This is a genomic window from Bradyrhizobium sp. AUGA SZCCT0182 (genome assembly GCF_018130185.1).
Taxonomy (GTDB): domain Bacteria; phylum Pseudomonadota; class Alphaproteobacteria; order Rhizobiales; family Xanthobacteraceae; genus Bradyrhizobium.
Map to the genome: position 1 here is coordinate 18,297 of NZ_JAFCLY010000051.1, position 18,390 is coordinate 36,686.

Consider the following 18,390-nt stretch of genomic DNA (forward strand, 5'->3'; position numbering starts at 1 on the left):
TGGGCGTAACGATACCATTCTCACGCCGCTCCGCTACCCACGCTCTCCAAAAACGCCTTGACGTTGCTGACCACACCCGTGTTGGTCGCGACATAACCGGGCAGGCTCGCCACCTCGCGCTGGAACTCGCGGCCCTTCATGATGTCGATGACGCGCCGCATCGGCTCGGTCTCCAGAAACGCGCGCTTGCAGACAAAGAAATAATCCTCGGTCAGCAATCGGATGAAATCGAGTCCGAACTGACGTGCGGCCGCCTCGACGCCAAAGCTCACATCGGCCATGCCGCTGGCGACGTAGGCGGCGACCGCCGCGTGGGTGAATTCCATCTGCTGGGCGCCGTTGATTTTCGCTTCGTCGATCCTGTGCAGGATAAGCAACTGATCGAACAGCAGCCGCGTTCCGGAATCATGGTCGCGGTTCACAAAGCGCGCCTTGCTATCAACGATATCCTTGATGGATGCAATCTTGAGCGGGTTGCCCGGCTTGACCATCAATCCCATTTCGCGCGTCACGAAACTGATGACGCGGTCTTCGCGCGGATCGAGCCATTCCTTGCAGGCCCGGATGCCCTGCGCCCGCAACTCGCCGCGCGGCAAATGCACGCCGGAGAGATCGCAGGCGCCCTGCGCCAGCGACAGCAGCGAATTCTGATTGCTGACATAGCGCAGATCGACGCCGATCCCGGGTTCGCGGTCGAGCAGTTCGCGCAGCTTCGAGACCGCAAAGCCATGGCTGGCGTGAACGCGGATCACGGACGGACGCTGGTGCAGGAAGGGCTTGATCTCGGTCGCGAGCTCCTGCGCGAGATTTTCAAGCTGCGGGCCGAGACGCGCCTGCATCCGCTCGCCGGCCCAGACCAGCTTTTCGCCGAACGCGGTCAGCGTCGTGCCCTTGCCGCGCTGGGTCTCGACCAGCGGCACGCCAAAGAAATCCGACCATTGCTCGACCAGATTCCAGACATGGCGATAGGACAGTTGGGCGTGCGTGGCCGCACTGGTGAGTTTTCCGGTTTTACGGATCTCGTTGAGAATTCCGAGCATCACCACGGCTGTCTGCGGGCTGCCCTCCTTGTGAAATCGCCAGACGGTTTCGATCTCGATGTGGTGCATTGGCTCTCAACCTATGAAATGGACTGCATATATTAGCAGTCCATAGGCAGATCATATCATATTTACTGCGCCGAATATCCTCCTAGTTTGAAATACAGAAACGGAGAAAATATGATGTCTATTGCATATGATTACGCCGCTACGGCACCCGCGATCGCAGCCGCTAGGCCCCGGTTGCTGCTGATCGACGGCCAGCACGTGCCTTCGATCTCCGGGCGCACCTTCAAGACGCTCAATCCAGCCACCGAACAGGTCATTGCCACCGTGGCCGAAGGCAACGAGGCCGACGTCGATCGCGCCGTCGCCGCGGCCCGCCGGGCCTTCGAAGGCCCCTGGCGCAGCATGCGCGCCTCCGAGCGCGGGCAGATCCTGCTCCGTCTTGCAGAACTGATGAAGAAGCATTCGGACGAAATCGCAGCACTCGAAAGCCTGGATGCCGGCAAGCCGATCTCAGGCGTGCTGCGGCAGGACCTTCCGGCCGCCATCGACACGCTGACCTACTACGCGGGCTGGGCCGACAAGATCCACGACGAGGTGGTCTCGACGCGGGACGATGCGCTGACCTACACGGTGCGCGAGCCGGTCGGCGTGGTCGCGGCGATCGTTCCCTGGAATTTTCCGCTGATGATCGGGATGTGGAAACTGGCGCCCGCGCTCGCCTGCGGCTGCACCATCGTGATGAAGCCCGCCGAACTGACCTCGCTGTCGGCGCTGCGGATCGGCGAACTGGCGCTGGAAGCCGGCCTGCCGCCGGGCGTGCTCAACATCGTGACCGGCCCCGGCCGGGTCGTCGGCGACGCCTTGGTCAATCATCCTGATGTCGACAAGGTCACGTTCACGGGCTCGCCAGGCGTCGGCCGCGGCATCCTGCGCGGTGCGGCCGGCAACTTCAAACGGGTATCGCTCGAACTCGGCGGCAAGTCCGCCAACGTGATCTTCGACGACGCCGATATCGAGGCCGCCAGCAAGGCGGCGGCTTCAGGAATCTTCTTCAACGCCGGGCAGGTGTGCTCGGCAGGCTCCCGCGTGCTGGTCCATGAGAAAGTCTACGATGAAGTGGTCGAACGGCTGACGCAACGCGCCCAGTCGATCCGCATCGGCGATCCCGGTGATCGCGCCACGGCGCTGGGTCCGGTGATTTCCGAAAAGCAGATGAAGAGCATCCTCGATTATGTCGATATCGGCCAGCAGGAAGGCGCGCTGCTGACCACCGGCGGGACACGCGTCGGCACCAGCGGCTATTTCATCAGCCCCGCCGTGTTCGCCAATGTCGAACACGAGATGCGCATCTCGCAGGAGGAAATTTTTGGTCCCGTGGTCAGCGTCATCAAGTTCAGAGATGAAGCCGATGCGCTGCGGATCGCCAACGGCACCGCCTACAGCCTCGCCGCCGGGGTGTGGAGCCGCGACATCGGGCGGGTGCAGCGTTTCGCGAAGAATGCAAAGGCCGGAACGGTCTGGATCAACACCTATGGCTATACCGACGTGCGCTTGCCATGGGGCGGCGTGCGCGATTCTGGTTTCGGCCGGGAACACGGCTCGGCCGCGATCGAGAATTTTACCGAGCCGAAGGCGGTGTGGATGAATCTGAACGTGTGATGGTCGCGCGTCGGCGATAGCGCGTCGCCTTCTTCCCTCTCCCCTTGTGGGAGAGGGTGGACGCGATGCGCAGCATCGCGGACGGGTGAGGGGTTCTCTCCGCGGATAGAGCCCCCTCATCCGCCTTCGCTCTCGCGAAGGCACCTTCTCCCACAAGGGGAGAAGGGAGAAGTCATCACAGCGGCGGATCGATCGCTTCGGCGTATTCCTTCTTGAACCTTGCGATCAGTTCGGCCGCTGGCAGAATTTTTTCCACGCTGCCGACGCCCTGGCCACTGCCCCAGATTTCCTTCCAAGCCTTCGGCTTGGCGCGCTCACCCGAAGCATCCGTGCCGAAACTCATCTTCGACGGATCCGAGGTCGGCAGATTGTCGGGATCCATGCCGGCGGCGACGATCGACGGCTTCAGATAGTTGCCGTGCACGCCGGTGAACAGGTTGGAATAGACGATGTCTTCCGCGCCTGAGGCCGTGATCATCTGCTTGTAGCCTTCCACCGCATTGGCCTCCGCCGTGGCGATGAAGGCCGAGCCGATATAGGCGAAGTCGGCACCCAGTATGCGTGCCGCGCGAATGGCCCGGCCGTTGGCAATCGCGCCCGACAACGCGATCGGACCGTCGAACCATTGCCTGGTCTCGGCCACGAAGGCCAATGGCGAGATCTCGCCGGCATGGCCGCCGGCGCCCGCCGACACCAGGACCAGGCCATCGGCGCCCTTCTCAACCGCCTTGTGCGCGAATTTCTGGTTGATGACGTCGTGGAACACGATGCAGCCCCAGCCATGCGCGGCCTGGTTGAGCTCTTCGCGCGCACCGAGCGAGGTGATCATCATCGGCACCTTGTGCTTTTCGCAAAGCGCCAGATCCTGATCGAGCCGGTTGTTCGACTTGTGCACGATCTGATTCACCGCGAACGGCGCCGAGGGCGCTTCCGGGTGCGCCTTGTCGTGCGCCGCGAGTTCTTCCTTGATCCGCGCCAGCCATTCGTCGAGCAGCGCCGGCGGCCGCGCGTTCAGCGCCGGAAACGATCCGACCACACCCGCCTTGCACTGCGCGATCACGAGATCAGGCACGGAAATGATGAACAGCGGCGCAGCGATGACGGGGATCGACAGACGGCCCTTGAACAAGGCAGGCATGGACATTCGAAGCAATCCTTATGCGTGTTCCGGAACTGGCATGGGCATGACCCGAGAGGTGTCTCAAGAGATGCCAGACGTCATACCAACAAGGCAATCTTTCCAGTGTCAAGTATTGCGTTTTGGCGCTATTTTTTTGCGCATGATCTCCGGGCAAACGCTCCCGAGTTTGTCCCGAGGGAAAACCGGCGCCCGCTTTGCGCTGACGCGGCCCTGCGGGTCCGCATCATACGCTATTGGCATATCGCGCGCGTCACGTAATTTTCGGTCTTGCAGTCGCCCGGCTCACGCTTGCGGCCTGGGATGAACACTTTCGGCGAGCATTTCTCGGCCGCGTCGGTGTCGAGGCTCTTGCCTTCCCTGTAACCCTTGGTCTGGCACAGCTTGTCGGCCCCCGCCTTGCAGTCCGGCGCGCCATTGGCCGACACCAGGCAGGCCGCGCGTCCTGTGACCATGATCGACGGAAGCGCTAGGTTCGACCGGCTGTCGCCGGTATCCTTTGCAGCATCCTTTTCAGTATCCTTGGCGCGGCTGTTGGGGTCGGACTCGCCCGGGCTCTTCAGGCTCGGCAGGATCGATTTGGATTTCTCGAGCAGCTTGCCGATTTCGTTGATCAGGCCGGGATTTTCCGGCTGCGGCGGCGGTTCGATCTGCTGCGGCGCCGGTCCTTGCGGCACCGGCTGCTGGGACGGTGACTGCACGCCGAGCGAGGGCTGAGGCGCGCCTTGCGACCAGCCGGCGTCCGAGGCGAGCGCCAGCATCGACAGCGCGAGGCAAGCGACCGCGAACGCCGTCCCGAATGACTTGAAAAGATGGCCGATTCGATCAGGCATGGAGCGAGCGTAGCCCGAAGCGGGCGTGTTCTGAAGCCTTTGGGCCGGCACAGCGCCCCGCGCGCGGGTCAGACCAATTTGACCGCAATGACGAACCCGAGCACCAGCACCGCGGCGCCGATCGCAACCCAGAGGCCGAGGCGCTTTTCCAACTCGCTGCGAATGAGGTCGCCGTAACGGTTGAGCAGGATCGCGACCACGAAGAACCGGCCGCCCCGCGCGATGATCGAGCACAGGATGAACAGCCAGATATTGTAGCCGGCGAACCCTGACGTGATCGTGACAAGCTTGTAGGGGATCGGGGTCAGCCCCTTGCCGATAATGATCAGCGCGCCCCATTCGGCATAGGACTGCCGGAACGCTTCGACCTTGCCGCTGAGACCATAGACGTTGATCAGCCACTGCCCGACCGAGTCGTAGAGCAACGCGCCGATCGCATATCCGACCACGCCGCCGGCCACCGAGGCGATCGTGCACACGGTCGCGAACCACCATGCCCGCTTCGGCCGCGCCAGCGACATCGGCAGCAGCATGACGTCGGGAGGGATCGGGAAGAAGGAGCTTTCAGCGAACGATACCGCCGCCAAAATCCAGAGCGCGTAGGGCTTGTCGGCGGCGCCGATGAACCAGTCGTAAGATCGTTTAAGCATGGCCGCATGAACCATCATGGAGCGGATTTGTCCATGCCGGCAAACGACTGAATTTTGGAAGATTTAGTGCCGCTTTCGCAGGCTGCGGCCTTCCAGCGCGACAATTCGCCGCCGAACCGCAGGTGGTGTCACCGCTTTGGGTAACGCCTTGGCGGAGGCCTCCTTGTCAGGAATCGCTTTGGGCGCCTTGACCGTCGATTTCGGCAGCTTCTCGGCGATGCCGAGCATCAGCTCGCGCCGCGCCATCTCGCGCCAGACATCCTCGGGCTTGACGCCGGCGGCCGCCCACAGAACGGTCAGGTTGTAGAGAAGATCAGCACTCTCGCGGACCACCGCATCGGTATCGCCGTTGACGGCGTCGATCACGACTTCGATGGCTTCCTCGGCCAGCTTCTTGGCCATCTTGGCCGGGCCGCGCTGAAACAGCCGCGCCGTTCGCGAAATTGCCGGATCGAGATCCCTGGCCGCGAGCACCGCCTGATAGAGCCGTTCGAGCGAATCACTCATCCCTCAAACCTAATCGAAAGCCGTGGCCAGCGTGTTAACGGCCGGCTTGACAACCAAAAAAATCCACCGGCCGGATGCGGCCGGTGGATTCGTGTTTAACAGCGGCCTTAGCAACGCGCGCAATTACAAGGCGTTGGAATTACCAGGCGTTGGGATTCTTGTAGCCGCCATAGTACTGGTTACCGCCGCCGTAATAGCCACCGCCGTAGTACGGGCCGCCGCCGTAATAGGCCGGGGGAGCAGCGTAATAGGCCGGGCCGCCATCGTAATAACCGTAGCTGTCACCGTAATAAGCACGGCGGTTCTGGGTGGCCGCAATCGCGATACCGGTGCCGACGATGCCGGCGAAGGCCGCAGCCGCCGCAGCGCCGCCGCCGCCATAATATCTCCTGCCGCGCGAGCTGAAGTCGGTCGCGTCGCTGGTGCCGGTCGTGGCCGTTACGCCCTTGGCGGGCGCGGAGCCGGCGAAAGCTGCCGACGGCTGGTAGGCCGTCAGGGCTACCGCGACAACCGTCGCCACCGCGCCGGCGCGGCCGATCGATGAAAACACTCCTGATCGTGCAAACATCTCAATATCCTCCGTGGGAGCTTGGCCTGACAGGCCTCGAATTGCTAACCACCGAGCGGATATTAGGTTCCCCAAACCAAATGCAAGCTGAACGATCTCTGGCCAAATCGTGGCAGTCATCGCCCGTTCACGTTGGATGCGACAGAATGCCTGCGTTTAAGGCTTGTAATGCCGGTGTTCTTGTCCTGAAACAGACCTGCGATCCAACAATCTTGGCCCACGCGGCAACGTGTCCCATCTCCCAGTGACGTAAGCTCTATGCGTGCACGCCGAACCAACGCCCTTCGCTCGATGCTGGCCTCGCTTGCAGGCCTTTGCGGAGTGGCCTGCTTTGGTGCGGGGCCGAGCCTTGCCGCGGACGAACCACGGCCGCCGCTCGCGATCCAGTTCTCGCTCGACCGGCCGATCGATGCGACGGACGCGCCGTTCGTGATGGCGGCCACCGGCGGCCTGTTCACCGCCGAGGGGCTCGCCGTCACCATCAACATCGCCAGCGGATCGCCGGATGCGATCGCGCGCGTCGCAGCGGGCACCAGCGATTTCGCGCTGGTCGACATCAACGCGCTGGTGCGCTTTCGCGACAAGGACAAGCAGGGCGTCCCGCCGGTCAAGGCGGTGTTCGTGCTGTTCAACAAGGCACCCTACGCCATCATCGCCCGCAAGAGCCGCGGCGTCCGGGCGCTGTCGGACATCGAAGGCAAGAATCTCGGCGTCGCCGAGGGCGATCTTTCGATCCGGCTATGGCCGGCGGTGGCGAAGCAGAACGGCGTCAAGATCGCGAGCGTCAAGCAAAGCAATATCAGCGCCGCGGTGCGCGAGCCGATGCTGTCGGCGGGCCAGATCGATGCCGTCACCGGATTTTCCTATCTGTCGGCGATCAACCTGAAAGACCGTGGCGTGCCGGCCGACGATCTGGCGGTCTTGAAATTCGCCGACTATGGCTGCGACGCCTACGGTTTCGCCATTGTCGTCAACCCGGCGCTGGCGGCGGCCAAGCCGGAAGCCGTGAAGGGATTTGTGCGGGCGGTGATCGGCGGCACGCACCTGGCCATCAAGGACCCCGCCGCCGCCGTGACCGAGATCGTCAACCGCATGGACGGCGGCTCGCACGACCTGGAGCTCGAACGGCTGAACGCCATCCTGCGCGACAATATCCTGACCGGGGAGGTCAGGCGCAACGGCATCGGCGGCATCGATATTGCGAGGTTCGAGCGGTCGATCGATCAACTCGCGGAAGGCTTCAAATTCCAGAAGCGGCCGGTAGCGGCTGATATTTTCGACGACCAGTTCCTGCCCCCCGTCAACGGCCGGCTGATCAATTGAGTAAAAGTCGCGCGGACGCTGGTTCTCGGCGGCGATCCCTGATTAGAATGCGGCTCGACTGATCGCCCCGTTGCCCCCTCCACTGCTTGCGGCATGTCCATGATTCGCCTTTACACCCGCGTGCTCGAGCTGCTCGGCAAAGAGGCGCGGCTGGGCTGGATTCTGGCCGGCGCCAATCTGCTGCTGGCCGGCGCGCAATTCGCCGAGCCCGTGCTGTTCGGCAAGATCATCGACGTGCTCTCCGGCAAGCCCGCGCCGGGTCCGCTGTCGTCATCAGGAGCCTGGCCGCTGCTGGCGGCCTGGGTGGGGTTCGGTCTGTTCACTATCGCCTGCAGCGCCCTCGTCGCGCTCCATGCCGACAAGCTGGCGCACCGCCAGCGCCAGGCGGTGCTGACCGACTATTTCGAGCACATCATGCAGCTGCCGCTGACCTTCCACACCGGCACCCATTCCGGGCGGCTGATGAAGGTGATGCTGAACGGCACGGATTCACTGTGGCGGCTCTGGCTCGGATTCTTCCGCGAGCACTTTGCCGCGATCATGTCGCTGGTGGTGCTGCTGCCGCTGTCGCTCTACATCAACTGGCGGATGGCGATCCTGTTGTTCCTGCTGTGCGTGGTGTTCACGGTGCTGACCACGCTGGTGGTGCGCAAGACCTATGGCATGCAGAGCGAGGTCGAGGAGCATTACTCGGACCTCTCCGCGCGCGCTTCCGACGCGCTCGGCAACGTCGCGCTGGTGCAGAGCTTCGTGCGCATCGATGCCGAGGTGCAGGGCCTGCGCTATGTCGCCGACAAGCTGCTCGCGGTGCAGATGCCGGTGCTCGGCTGGTGGGCGCTAGTCACCGTGATCACCCGCGCCTCCACCACCATCACCGTGCTCGCGATCTTCACCGTCGGCATCGTGCTGCACGGGCAGGGGCTGACGACCGTCGGCGAGATCGTGATGTTCGTGAGCTTCGCGACCATGCTGATCCAGAAGCTCGAACAGGTGGTGAGCTTCATCAACAGCGTGTTCATGGAAGCGCCGCGCTTGCAGGAATTCTTCGACGTGCTGGACGCCGTGCCCGCGGTGCGCGACCGGCCCGGCGCAATGGACACCGGGCGGCTCTCCGGCCTGATCGAATTCAACGACGTCTCGTTCTCCTATGACGGCAAGCGGCCCGCGATCGAGGATCTTTCCTTCACCGCTTTGCCCGGCCAGACCATCGCGCTGGTCGGCCCGACCGGCGCCGGCAAATCGACCGCGATCGCGCTGCTGCATCGTGCGTTCGATCCGCAGTCCGGCATCATCAAAATTGACGGCATGGATGTCCGCGGCCTGAAGCTGACGGCGCTGCGGCGGAATATCGGCGTGGTGTTCCAGGAGGCCCTGCTGTTCAACCGCTCGCTCGCCGACAATCTGCGCGTCGGCAAACCGGACGCCACCGAAGAGGAAATGCGCATCGCGGCGTCGCGGGCGCAGGCGCTCGAATTCATCGAACGCAGCGACAAGAAATTCGAGACCCATGCCGGCGAGCGCGGCCGCATGCTGTCCGGCGGCGAACGGCAACGGCTGTCGATCGCGCGCGCGCTGTTGAAGGACCCGCCGATCCTGATCCTCGACGAGGCCACCAGCGCGCTCGACGCGGTCACCGAGGCAAAAGTCAACGCCGCTCTCGACGAAGTGATGAAGGGCCGCACGACCTTCGTGATCGCGCACCGGCTTTCGACCATCCGCAACGCGACGCGCATCCTGGTGTTCGACAACGGCCACGTGATCGAAAGTGGAACTTTCGATGAACTGGTGGCCAAAGGCGGCCGCTTTGCGGAACTCGCGCGGGCCCAGTTCATGGTGCAGGCCGACGCGCGGGCCAGCATCGAGACACAATAGCCCGCCCCTGCGCCGCCATCCGCATTGAATTATCGGCGAAATTGCGCCTTTTCGTCCACGATTTAATTGCCCGGCCTCTGTTCTCGATCAACAAGCCGGTATAGGTTTGCAGCCGCCGTGAGCGACGGCGCAAATTTGGTTTCAAGATCGCACGCTTGAAACCCGAACGTCAGATTTCAGGACCTCCTTTTTCGAAGGCGGGTCTCAAAGGACCGGAACGCAAAAGTGCATTTTCTTCGCCCGCTGCTTCGCCATCCATTGTTGAACCTGATCCTGCTCGTCGCCGCGCTTGCGGTCGCAACGCCCCGCGCCGCGCACGCCGAGGCGTTGCTGGTGGTCGAAGCCGAAACCGGCAAGGTGTTGCAGGCCGAAAATGCGACGATGCCCTGGTATCCGGCCTCGGTGACCAAGATCATGACGGCTTACGTCACGCTCAAAGCCGTCAAGGAAGGACGCCTGCGCCTAGACAGCGTGCTGACGGTTTCGCCGGTGGCGGCATCGCAGTCGCCGTCGAAGATGGGCTTCAAGCCGGGCACGCAAGTCACCGTCGAAAACGCGCTGGCGATGGTGATGGTGAAGTCGGCCAACGACATGGCCGTGGTGCTCGCCGAAGGCGTCGGCGGCTCCGTCGACGGCTTCTCGGGGATGATGAACGCGACCGCACAGCGGCTCGGCATGACGCAGACGAGCTACGTCAATCCGAACGGCCTGCCCGCCGATGGCCAGATCACCTCGGCGCGCGATCTTGCGATTTTGGCGCGTGCCGTGATTCGCGATCTGCCCGAATACGAATATTTCATGCACATCCCGGCGATCCGTTTCGGCCGCCGCACCACCAACAATTTCAACAAGCTGATCGGCCGCTATGCCGGCGCCGACGGCTTCAAGACCGGCTTCATCTGCGCGTCCGGATACAATCTGGTGGCCTCGGCGACACGCGACGGCAAGCGGCTGATCGCGGTCGTGCTCGGCTCGACCTCCGGCCAGGCGCGCGCGGTGCGCGCCGCCCAGCTCTTGGAGCGCGGCTTTGCCAGCAACGGGCTGGGATGGTTGCGACCCTCGCTCGGCACCGTCGACAATCTGGTGCCGATCGACGCCACGCCGCCGAACCTGCGCGAGGAGATGTGCAACGGCAGGCGCAAGCGACCCGCCACCGACGAGGATGCGGACACGACGCTGGCCGCCGCCAGTGGTGAAAGCCCGGCGCTGGCGTTCTTTTCCGCCGGACTGCAGGCGCCGACGGCAAAGCCATCGGAATTGCTCGCGACGGCGTACACGGCTGGCGAGCCCATGGTGGTCTATACCGGCCCGAAGAAGACCGGTCCGGAGCTGATTGCCGCAGTGGCCGCGGATGATCAAAAGCAGACCACGCGGCGCGGCAAGAAATCGAAGGTCGCGGTCGCTGCGAAGAAGCCGGACGCGGATAAGCCCAAGACTGATGCCAAGACCGCCGCCAAATCCGACGCAAAACCCGCGCCCAAGCCGGCCGCGGCCCGGCACGCGAATGTCAAACCGGACACCGCCGCCGCAAAGCCTGCTGCCGCCGCAAAGCCCGTGGCAGCTGTAAAGCCTGCTGCAGCTGCCAAGCCCGCCGCCAGGCCTGCCGAGAAGCCTGCCGCTTCGGGCGACAAGCCGGCCGCGAAGCCCGCCAAGCCCAAGGCCGCCGCAAAACCTAAGAGCGAATCCAAACCGGCTGGTTAACGGGCCCGCAAGGCCCCGCAATCAGGCAGTTTTCGCCCGTTCCGGACGTCGACTTGTCGATTCCCAATGCGTCGATAGCGCGCAGCCGCTTGCCATCGGCGGCGGCATTCTCAATACTGCCCAAAACAAGGCATCCCGGCCCAAGAATTCGAGAAATCGGGAACTAACCAGAGGGGAAATACCATGGAGCGGATCTGGCTCAAGCAATATCCGGCCGGCGTGCCCGCCGATATCGACGTCAATCAGTACTCGTCGCTCGTCGAGTTGCTGGAAGAGAGCTTCAAGAAGTTCGCCGACCGCAAGGCGTTCATCTGCATGGACAAGTCGATCAGCTACCGCGACCTCGACCAGATGTCGGCTGCCCTTGGCGCCTATCTGCAGAGCAAGGGCCTGCAAAAGGGCGCCCGCGTCGCGCTGATGATGCCGAACGTGCTGCAGTATCCGGTCTCGACCGCCGCCGTGCTGCGCGCCGGCTATGCGGTGGTGAACGTCAACCCGCTCTACACCCCGCGCGAGCTCGAACATCAGCTCAAGGATTCCGGCGCCGAGGCGATCGTGGTGCTGGAGAATTTCGCCACCACGGTGCAGCAGGTGATCGCCAGGACCGCGGTCAAGCATGTGATCGTCGGCAGCATGGGCGACCTGCTCGGCTTCAAGGGCGTGATCGTCAACCTGGTGGTCCGCAAGGTGAAGAAGATGGTGCCGGCCTGGTCGATCCCAGGCTCCATCTCCTTCAACGACGCGCTGGCCGCCGGCCGCGGCATGAAGCTCAACAAGCCGCAGCTCAGCCGCGATGACGTCGCCTTCCTGCAATATACCGGCGGCACCACAGGCGTTTCCAAGGGCGCGACGCTGCTCCACCGCAACATCCTCGCCAACGTGCTGCAGAACGACGCCTGGCTGCAGCCGGCGCTGAAGAAGCCACCGCATGTCGACGAACTGTTCATCGTCTGCGCGCTGCCGCTCTATCACATCTTCGCGCTGACGGCGTGCTTCCTGCTCGGGGTGCGGGCCGGCGGCGTCAATCTGTTGATCCCGAACCCGCGCGACATGCAGGGCTTCATCAAGGAGCTGATGAAATACCAGGTCAACAGCTTCCCGGCGGTCAACACGCTGTATAACGGCCTGTTGAACTCGCCCGGTTTCGAGAAGGTCGACTTCTCCAAGCTGAAGACCTCGTTCGGCGGCGGCATGGCGACGCAAAAGGCCGTGGCCGAGAAATGGCTCAAGGTCACCGGCTGCGCACTGTCGGAAGGCTACGGCCTGTCGGAAACCTCGCCGACGCTGACCTGCAACCCGGCCGACACCGACAAGTTCTCCGGTTCGATCGGCATTCCCGTGCCCTCGACCTACCTCTCGATCCGCGACGACGACGGCAATGAAGTGCCGCTCGGCGAAGCCGGCGAGATCTGCGCCAAGGGTCCGCAGGTGATGGCCGGCTACTGGAACCGGCCGGAAGAGACCGCGAACGTAATGACGGCGGACGGCTTCTTCCGCACCGGCGACATCGGCGTGATGACGCCGGACGGCTACACCAAGATCGTCGACCGCAAGAAGGACATGATCCTGGTCTCCGGCTTCAACGTCTATCCGAACGAGATCGAGGAAGTGATCGCCAGCCATCCGGGCGTGCTGGAATGCGCCGTGATCGGCGTCCAGGACGCAAAATCGGGCGAAGCGGTCAAGGCCTTCATCGTCAAGAAGGACCCGAACCTCACGGCCGACGACGTCATCAAGTTCTGCGGCACGCAGCTGACCGCCTACAAGGTCCCCAAGCAGATCGAGTTCAGGGCCGACCTGCCCAAGACCAATGTCGGCAAGATCCTGCGCCGCGAGCTGCGCGACGAAAAGAAGGCCGCGGCCTGAGACCGAGCCGTGGAGCGAGCGTCGGATCATGACTGACGCTCGCGACACCACGCCGGCTGACATCCTGAAATTCTGGCGCGAAGCCGGCCACGACCGCTGGTACAAGCGTGACGATGCGTTCGACGTGGAAGTGCGTCAGCGGTATCTCGAGCTGTGGCGGAAGGCGGCCGCGGGCGAGTTGTCGTCCTGGGAAGCCAGCGATGACGGCGCGCTGGCGCTCACCATCGTGCTCGACCAGTTTCCCCGCAACATGTTTCGTGGTGACGCCCTGACCTATGCGAGCGACAGGCTGGCGCGCGACGTCGCCGCCCGCGCCATCGACCGGGGCACCGACAAGCCCATCGACCCGGCGTTGCTCGAATTCCTCTATCTGCCGTTCATGCATTCGGAACATTTGCCCGACCAGCTGCGCTGCATCGAATTGTTCAGCGGCACGGCCAATACCGAAAACAGGGAATACGCCGAGCATCACGCCGACATCATCCGCCGGTTCGGGCGCTTTCCGCACCGTAACCGCATCCTGGGGCGCGAAACGACGCCTGAAGAACAGGCATTCCTCGACGCCGGCGGGTTTACCGGCTGATGACAGAACGGTGAACGCAAGGCGGCATTGCCGTTTCCGGGACACCGAATATTGTGCCGGTCATCCGCAAAGGTTAGTCTTGTTTTGGCGCGTTTTCTTCACGCGAACCGGTACCCACTTCGCTCGAAAACGCTATAAGACCTATCCGCACATTGAGGGAGAATTGACGATGACGATCCAAGTTGGCGACAAGCTGCCGGAAGCCAAGTTTCGCGTGATGACGGCGGAAGGGCCGCAAGTCAAAACCACCGACGATATTTTCAAGGGCAAGAAGGTCGCGCTGTTCGCGGTGCCCGGCGCCTACACCGGCACCTGCCACAAGATGCATCTGCCGAGCATCTTCCTCAACGCCTACGCCATCAAGGACAAGGGCGTGAACACCATCGCGATCGTCTCCGTCAACGACGCCTTCGTGATGAACGCCTGGAAGCGCGACACCGACCAGCGTGACGAAGCCACCTTCCTCGCCGACGGCAACGCCGACTTCACCAAGGCCATCGGCATGGAGCTCGACGCCTCCGGCAACGGCCTCGGCATCCGCTCCAAGCGCTATTCGATGCTGGTGGAAGACGGCGTCGTCAAGAAGCTCAACCTCGAGCCGGCCCCCGGCAAGGTCGAGGTCTCCGGCGGCGATACGCTGCTGGGGCAGCTGTAAGTTATTCGTCATTGCCTGCGACAAACGCAAAGCGTTTGCGCAAGGAAGCAAAGCGACGAAGCAATCCATACTTGCTTTACCGCTCTATGGATTGCCTTCGCTTTGCTCGCAATGACGGGTTGATGGTGTAGCCACACATACAACTGTCATCGCCCGGCTTTGACCGGGCGACCCAGTACGCCGCGGCCTCTCGGCTTTATCTCAATCGGGTCTGGAATACTGGATCACCCGCTTTCGCGGGTGATGACAGCTGTGGTTATCGCGGCATCGCGTGGCGCGTCAGCCTACGCCTTCAACCGTGCCATCGCGACGCCGTCGCGGGCCAGCTGATCGGCGCGTTCGTTCTCGTCGTGACCGGCGTGGCCCTTGATCCAGTGCCAGCGCACCTCATGCGCCTTCAGCGCCGCGTCGAGGCGCTGCCACAGGTCGACATTCTTGACCGGCTTCTTGTCGGACGTGCGCCAGCCGTTGCGCTTCCAGCCGTGGATCCACTCCGTGATCCCCTTGCGCACATATTGGCTGTCGGTGGTGAGGTCGACGACGCAGGCTTTCTTCAGCGCTTCCAGCGCCGAGATCGCCGCCATCAATTCCATTCGGTTGTTGGTGGTGTGCGCTTCGCCGCCCTTCAATTCCTTTTCGGTGTCGCCGAATTTCAGGATCGCACCCCAGCCGCCGGGGCCGGGATTGCCCGAGCAGGCGCCGTCGGTGAATACCGTGACATGCGGCTTGGAATCGCTCACGCAGCGCATCCCGCCTGCATCAGGCCGTAATCGCGCGCGGACTGGACGCTCTGGTGGAAGCGCAGCTTGCGGACGTATTCGAGCGGGTCTTTCGGCTTCACCAGCGCGCCCGGCGGCACGTCGAGGAAATCGACCAGACGTGTCAGCAAAAAGCGCAGCGCGGAGCCGCGCGCCAATAGCGGCAGCGCATCCTGCTCGGCATCGGACAATTTCCGTTCGCGGCCATAGGCGCCGAGCAGCGCCCGCGCCTTGGTGACGTTGAAGGAATGATCCGGCTCGAAGCACCACGCGTTGAGGCAGATCGCGACGTCGTAGGCCAGGATATCGTTGCAGGAAAACGGGAAGTCGATCAGCCCGGACAGCTTGTCGCCGAGGAAGAAGACGTTGTCGTTGAAGAGATCGCCATGGATGACGCCGAGCGGCAGATCTTTTGGCCAGTTCGCCTCGAGGTGATCGAGTTCGCGGGCGATGAAATCGCCCAAACCCGGCTGCACGGTGTCGGCACGTGGCGCCGACAGGTCGAACAGCGGCCGCCATCCCTCGACCGACAGCGGATTTTTCCGGAACATCGGAAAGTCGCCGCCCGCCAGATGCATTTTGGCGAGCGCCCCGCCGACGCCGCTGCAATGCGCGGCGTTGGGCCGCCGCGGCCACATGCCTTCGAGGAAATTGATGATCGCAGCAGGCCGCCCGACGAGATGGCTGTAGACTTCGCCCTGGCGGTTTTTCGCCGGCTGCGGGCAATGCACGCCGCGCTCGGCCAGATGCGCCATCAGCGACAGGAAGTAAGGCAGATCGTCCACCGCCACGCGCTTTTCATACAGCGTGAGGATATAGGCGCCCTTGCTGGTGTGCATCAGGAAGTTGGAATTCTCGACGCCTTCGGCGATGCCCTTGTAGGAGAGCAATTCGCCGATATCGTAACTCTTGAGGAACTCCGCGAGGTCTTCGGCGGCAACGTCCGTGTAAACCGCCATGGCAGACGCGCCCTAAGCTGCGTCGGGCCGCAGCGAACGCGGCAGCGGGAAGAATTCGTTTTCTTCCGCGGCCGAGACCGTCTCCACATGCAGCGTATAGCGCTCCGCGAACGCGCCCATGATCTCCTCGACGATCACTTCCGGCGCGGAGGCGCCCGCCGTGATGCCGAGGCTCTTGATGCCTTCGAACCGCGACCAGTCGAGATCGCTGGCGCGCTGCGCCAGCACCGAGACCGGGCAGCCCTCGCGCTCGGCGACTTCGCGCAGGCGCTGCGAGTTCGACGAGTTCGGCGCACCGACCACAATCAGGGCGTCAACCACCGGCGCCACCTTCTTCACCGCAAGCTGGCGGTTGGTGGTGGCGTAGCAGATGTCTTCCTTGTGCGGGCCGGAGATGTTCGGGAAACGCTCCTTCAGCATCGCGACGATCTCGGCGGTGTCGTCGATCGACAGCGTCGTCTGGGTCACGAAGGCAAGGTTGTCCGGGTTCTTCGGCGTGAACGTCTTGGCGTCTTCGTTGGTCTCGATCAGCGTCACCGCGCCCGGCGGCAACTGGCCGAGCGTGCCGACCACTTCCGGATGATGGGAATGCCCGATCAGCAGGATTTCACGGCCGCGCTTGAAATGGATCGCGGCCTCGCGGTGCACCTTGGTGACCAGCGGGCAGGTGGCATCCAGCGAGAAAAAATTGCGCGCGCGGGCGTCCGCCGGAACCGACTTCGGCACGCCGTGGGCGGAGAACACCACCGGTGCGTTGGTATTGTCGGGAATTTCGGCCAGTTCCTCGACAAAGATCGCGCCCTTGGTCCTCAGGCTGTCCACGACATAGCGGTTATGCACGATCTCGTGGCGGACATAGACGGGGGCGCCATAGATCGCGAGCGCCCGCTCGACGGTGTCGATTGCCCGTACCACGCCGGCACAGAAGCCGCGGGGGGAACAAAGCACGATTTTCAGGTCGGGTTTGGCTGACGCTGACAAGGAAGACATGGGGGCTATCTCAGGGACCGAATCACCCCTCGCCAGTGGGCGGGGAACGGCCAATTCGTATAAGGACTTGGGGCTGCTTTTGGGCGCTGTCAAGGCACTTTAGCAGGCCATTGCGCCAATAGGCCCTCAAGGGGTATATAGGCCCGGAATTCCCGTCATCCCCGATGACCGCAGACTTCGCCTCCAAAAGAGGTGGGCGAGGCACAAAGGAGATTTGCCATGAGCAATGCACCGCTGATGCCAAAGGCGACTGCCGTGTGGCTGGTTGATAATACCGCGCTGACCTTCGACCAGGTGGCCGATTTCACCAAAATGCACCCCCTGGAGGTCCGCGCCATCGCCGACGGCGACGCGGCGCAGGGCATCAAGGGCATGGACCCGATTTCGACCGGCCAATTGAGCCGCGACGAGATCGAAAGGGGCGAAAAGGACCCGAATTACCGCCTCAAGCTCGGCGAGAGCAAGGTTACCCTGCCCCCGGCGGCCAAGAAAAAGGGCCCGCGCTACACCCCGGTGTCGCGCCGCCATGAGCGGCCGAGCGCGATCCTCTGGCTGGTGCGTAACCATCCCGAGCTGAAGGACGCCCAGATCATGCGCCTGGTCGGCACCACCAAGACCACCATTGCCTCAGTGCGCGACCGCACCCACTGGAACGCCTCGACCCTGACCCCGATGGACCCGGTGACATTGGGCCTGTGCTCGCAGATCGAGCTCGATTTCGAGGTGCAGCGCGCCGCCAAGGAAAAGCCGGTCCCCGCGGCCTACGGCGGCGCCACCCTGCTGCCGGCCTCCGAGACCACCAAGAAGGAGCCGGAATTCGAGCCGACCGAAAAGCAGCGCGACGACCTCAACGTGGATGCGGTGTTTGCGAAGTTGAAGGGGATCGGCGGCAAGAAGCAGGACGACGAAGAGGAATAGGTTTCCCGTATTCCGGTTACGGGATTTCAAACGCGGCGGGGCAACCTGCCGCGTTTTTGTATTGGCAGGCTTTTGTATTTCAATGCCTAGGTGCTCAACCGTATTTCAGTTTCATGAACAAAACTCCGCCGGCCAGCACGATCGTGATGGCATTGGCGACGATCAACGGCCCATCTCCGGAAAGCAGGCCGTACACCAGCCACAGCAGGATGCCGACCACCATGACGAGAAACATTCCGAGCGAAATGTCCTCCGTCGAGCGGGTTCGCCAGACTTTTACGAATTGCGGGACGTAAGCCAGCGTCGTGCACGTCGCGGCCGCAAACCCCAGCAGTTTGATGACAATCGGTTCCATGGGCTT

Annotated in this window: 18 protein-coding genes; 8 read left to right on the forward strand and 10 right to left on the reverse strand. The window is 63.1% G+C overall.

The features are described 5' to 3' along the window. Positions 1-20: 20 nt before the first annotated feature. On the reverse strand, positions 21-1,109 hold the full coding sequence (locus JQ611_RS35220; RefSeq protein ID WP_212386388.1) for a substrate-binding domain-containing protein: 1,089 nt from the start codon (positions 1,107-1,109) through the stop codon (positions 21-23). Between the two features lie 114 nt (positions 1,110-1,223). Here JQ611_RS35220 and JQ611_RS35225 point away from each other — a divergent pair, with 114 nt between their 5' ends. After that, positions 1,224-2,708 carry an aldehyde dehydrogenase family protein gene (locus JQ611_RS35225; RefSeq protein WP_212468041.1) on the forward strand — a complete coding sequence of 495 codons (1,485 nt, stop codon included), beginning with the start codon at positions 1,224-1,226 and terminating at the stop codon, positions 2,706-2,708. A gap of 175 nt (positions 2,709-2,883) precedes the next feature. On the opposite strand, the gene JQ611_RS35230 is transcribed toward JQ611_RS35225, so the two are convergent. The 5 genes from JQ611_RS35230 to JQ611_RS35250 form a co-directional block, all read right to left on the reverse strand. Continuing rightward, positions 2,884-3,852 carry a nitronate monooxygenase family protein gene (locus JQ611_RS35230; protein ID WP_212265181.1) on the reverse strand — a complete coding sequence of 323 codons (969 nt, stop codon included), beginning with the start codon at positions 3,850-3,852 and terminating at the stop codon, positions 2,884-2,886. A gap of 227 nt (positions 3,853-4,079) precedes the next feature. Further along, positions 4,080-4,679: a hypothetical protein gene (locus JQ611_RS35235; protein WP_249133702.1), complete on the reverse strand. Its 600-nt coding sequence runs from the start codon at positions 4,677-4,679 to the stop codon at positions 4,080-4,082. A 68-nt stretch (positions 4,680-4,747) separates the two neighbouring features. After that, complete coding sequence (locus JQ611_RS35240) at positions 4,748-5,347, reverse strand: YqaA family protein (RefSeq protein WP_212265182.1); 600 nt, start codon at positions 5,345-5,347, stop codon at positions 4,748-4,750. 45 nt (positions 5,348-5,392) lie between these two features. Next, entirely contained in the window at positions 5,393-5,836 is a 444-nt protein-coding gene (gene hisE / locus JQ611_RS35245) for a phosphoribosyl-ATP diphosphatase (protein WP_212265183.1), read from the reverse strand. A gap of 139 nt (positions 5,837-5,975) precedes the next feature. Beyond that, positions 5,976-6,404, reverse strand: a complete 429-nt coding sequence (locus tag JQ611_RS35250; RefSeq protein WP_212265184.1) for a hypothetical protein — start codon at positions 6,402-6,404, stop codon at positions 5,976-5,978. Between the two features lie 258 nt (positions 6,405-6,662). Here JQ611_RS35250 and JQ611_RS35255 point away from each other — a divergent pair, with 258 nt between their 5' ends. The 6 genes from JQ611_RS35255 (at position 6,663) to JQ611_RS35280 (ending at position 14,404) form a co-directional block, all read left to right on the forward strand. Then, positions 6,663-7,727: an ABC transporter substrate-binding protein gene (locus JQ611_RS35255; protein ID WP_212468042.1), complete on the forward strand. Its 1,065-nt coding sequence runs from the start codon at positions 6,663-6,665 to the stop codon at positions 7,725-7,727. A 93-nt stretch (positions 7,728-7,820) separates the two neighbouring features. Further along, complete coding sequence (locus JQ611_RS35260; RefSeq protein WP_212468043.1) at positions 7,821-9,599, forward strand: glucan ABC transporter ATP-binding protein/ permease; 1,779 nt, start codon at positions 7,821-7,823, stop codon at positions 9,597-9,599. Between the two features lie 225 nt (positions 9,600-9,824). Beyond that, positions 9,825-11,300, forward strand: coding sequence for a D-alanyl-D-alanine carboxypeptidase family protein (locus JQ611_RS35265; protein ID WP_212386385.1), 1,476 nt, complete (start codon positions 9,825-9,827; stop codon positions 11,298-11,300). 183 nt (positions 11,301-11,483) lie between these two features. Beyond that, positions 11,484-13,166 (forward strand): long-chain fatty acid--CoA ligase, encoded by a 1,683-nt coding sequence (locus tag JQ611_RS35270; protein WP_212265188.1) that lies wholly within the window; start codon positions 11,484-11,486, stop codon positions 13,164-13,166. 28 nt (positions 13,167-13,194) lie between these two features. Further along, positions 13,195-13,749 carry a DUF924 family protein gene (locus tag JQ611_RS35275; RefSeq protein ID WP_212468044.1) on the forward strand — a complete coding sequence of 185 codons (555 nt, stop codon included), beginning with the start codon at positions 13,195-13,197 and terminating at the stop codon, positions 13,747-13,749. 169 nt (positions 13,750-13,918) lie between these two features. Then, positions 13,919-14,404, forward strand: a complete 486-nt coding sequence (locus JQ611_RS35280; protein WP_192735294.1) for a peroxiredoxin — start codon at positions 13,919-13,921, stop codon at positions 14,402-14,404. A 284-nt stretch (positions 14,405-14,688) separates the two neighbouring features. On the opposite strand, the gene rnhA is transcribed toward JQ611_RS35280, so the two are convergent. The 3 genes from rnhA to ispH are packed head-to-tail and all read right to left on the reverse strand — an operon-like array spanning position 14,689 to position 17,111. Continuing rightward, positions 14,689-15,153, reverse strand: coding sequence for a ribonuclease HI (gene rnhA / locus JQ611_RS35285; protein ID WP_212209851.1), 465 nt, complete (start codon positions 15,151-15,153; stop codon positions 14,689-14,691). Beyond that, a complete protein-coding gene (locus JQ611_RS35290; protein WP_212265191.1) occupies positions 15,141-16,121 on the reverse strand; it encodes a homoserine kinase in 981 nt (326 codons plus the stop codon). Before JQ611_RS35290 ends, rnhA begins: the two co-directional genes overlap by 13 nt. A 12-nt stretch (positions 16,122-16,133) precedes the next feature. Continuing rightward, a complete protein-coding gene (ispH, locus tag JQ611_RS35295) occupies positions 16,134-17,111 on the reverse strand; it encodes a 4-hydroxy-3-methylbut-2-enyl diphosphate reductase (RefSeq protein WP_212265192.1) in 978 nt (325 codons plus the stop codon). Positions 17,112-17,330: 219 nt separating this feature from the next. Here ispH and JQ611_RS35300 point away from each other — a divergent pair, with 219 nt between their 5' ends. Then, a complete protein-coding gene (locus JQ611_RS35300; protein WP_212265193.1) occupies positions 17,331-18,029 on the forward strand; it encodes a DUF1013 domain-containing protein in 699 nt (232 codons plus the stop codon). A gap of 94 nt (positions 18,030-18,123) precedes the next feature. On the opposite strand, the gene JQ611_RS35305 is transcribed toward JQ611_RS35300, so the two are convergent. Continuing rightward, positions 18,124-18,384 carry a SemiSWEET transporter gene (locus tag JQ611_RS35305; protein WP_192735299.1) on the reverse strand — a complete coding sequence of 87 codons (261 nt, stop codon included), beginning with the start codon at positions 18,382-18,384 and terminating at the stop codon, positions 18,124-18,126. Between the last annotated feature and the right edge of the window lie 6 nt (positions 18,385-18,390).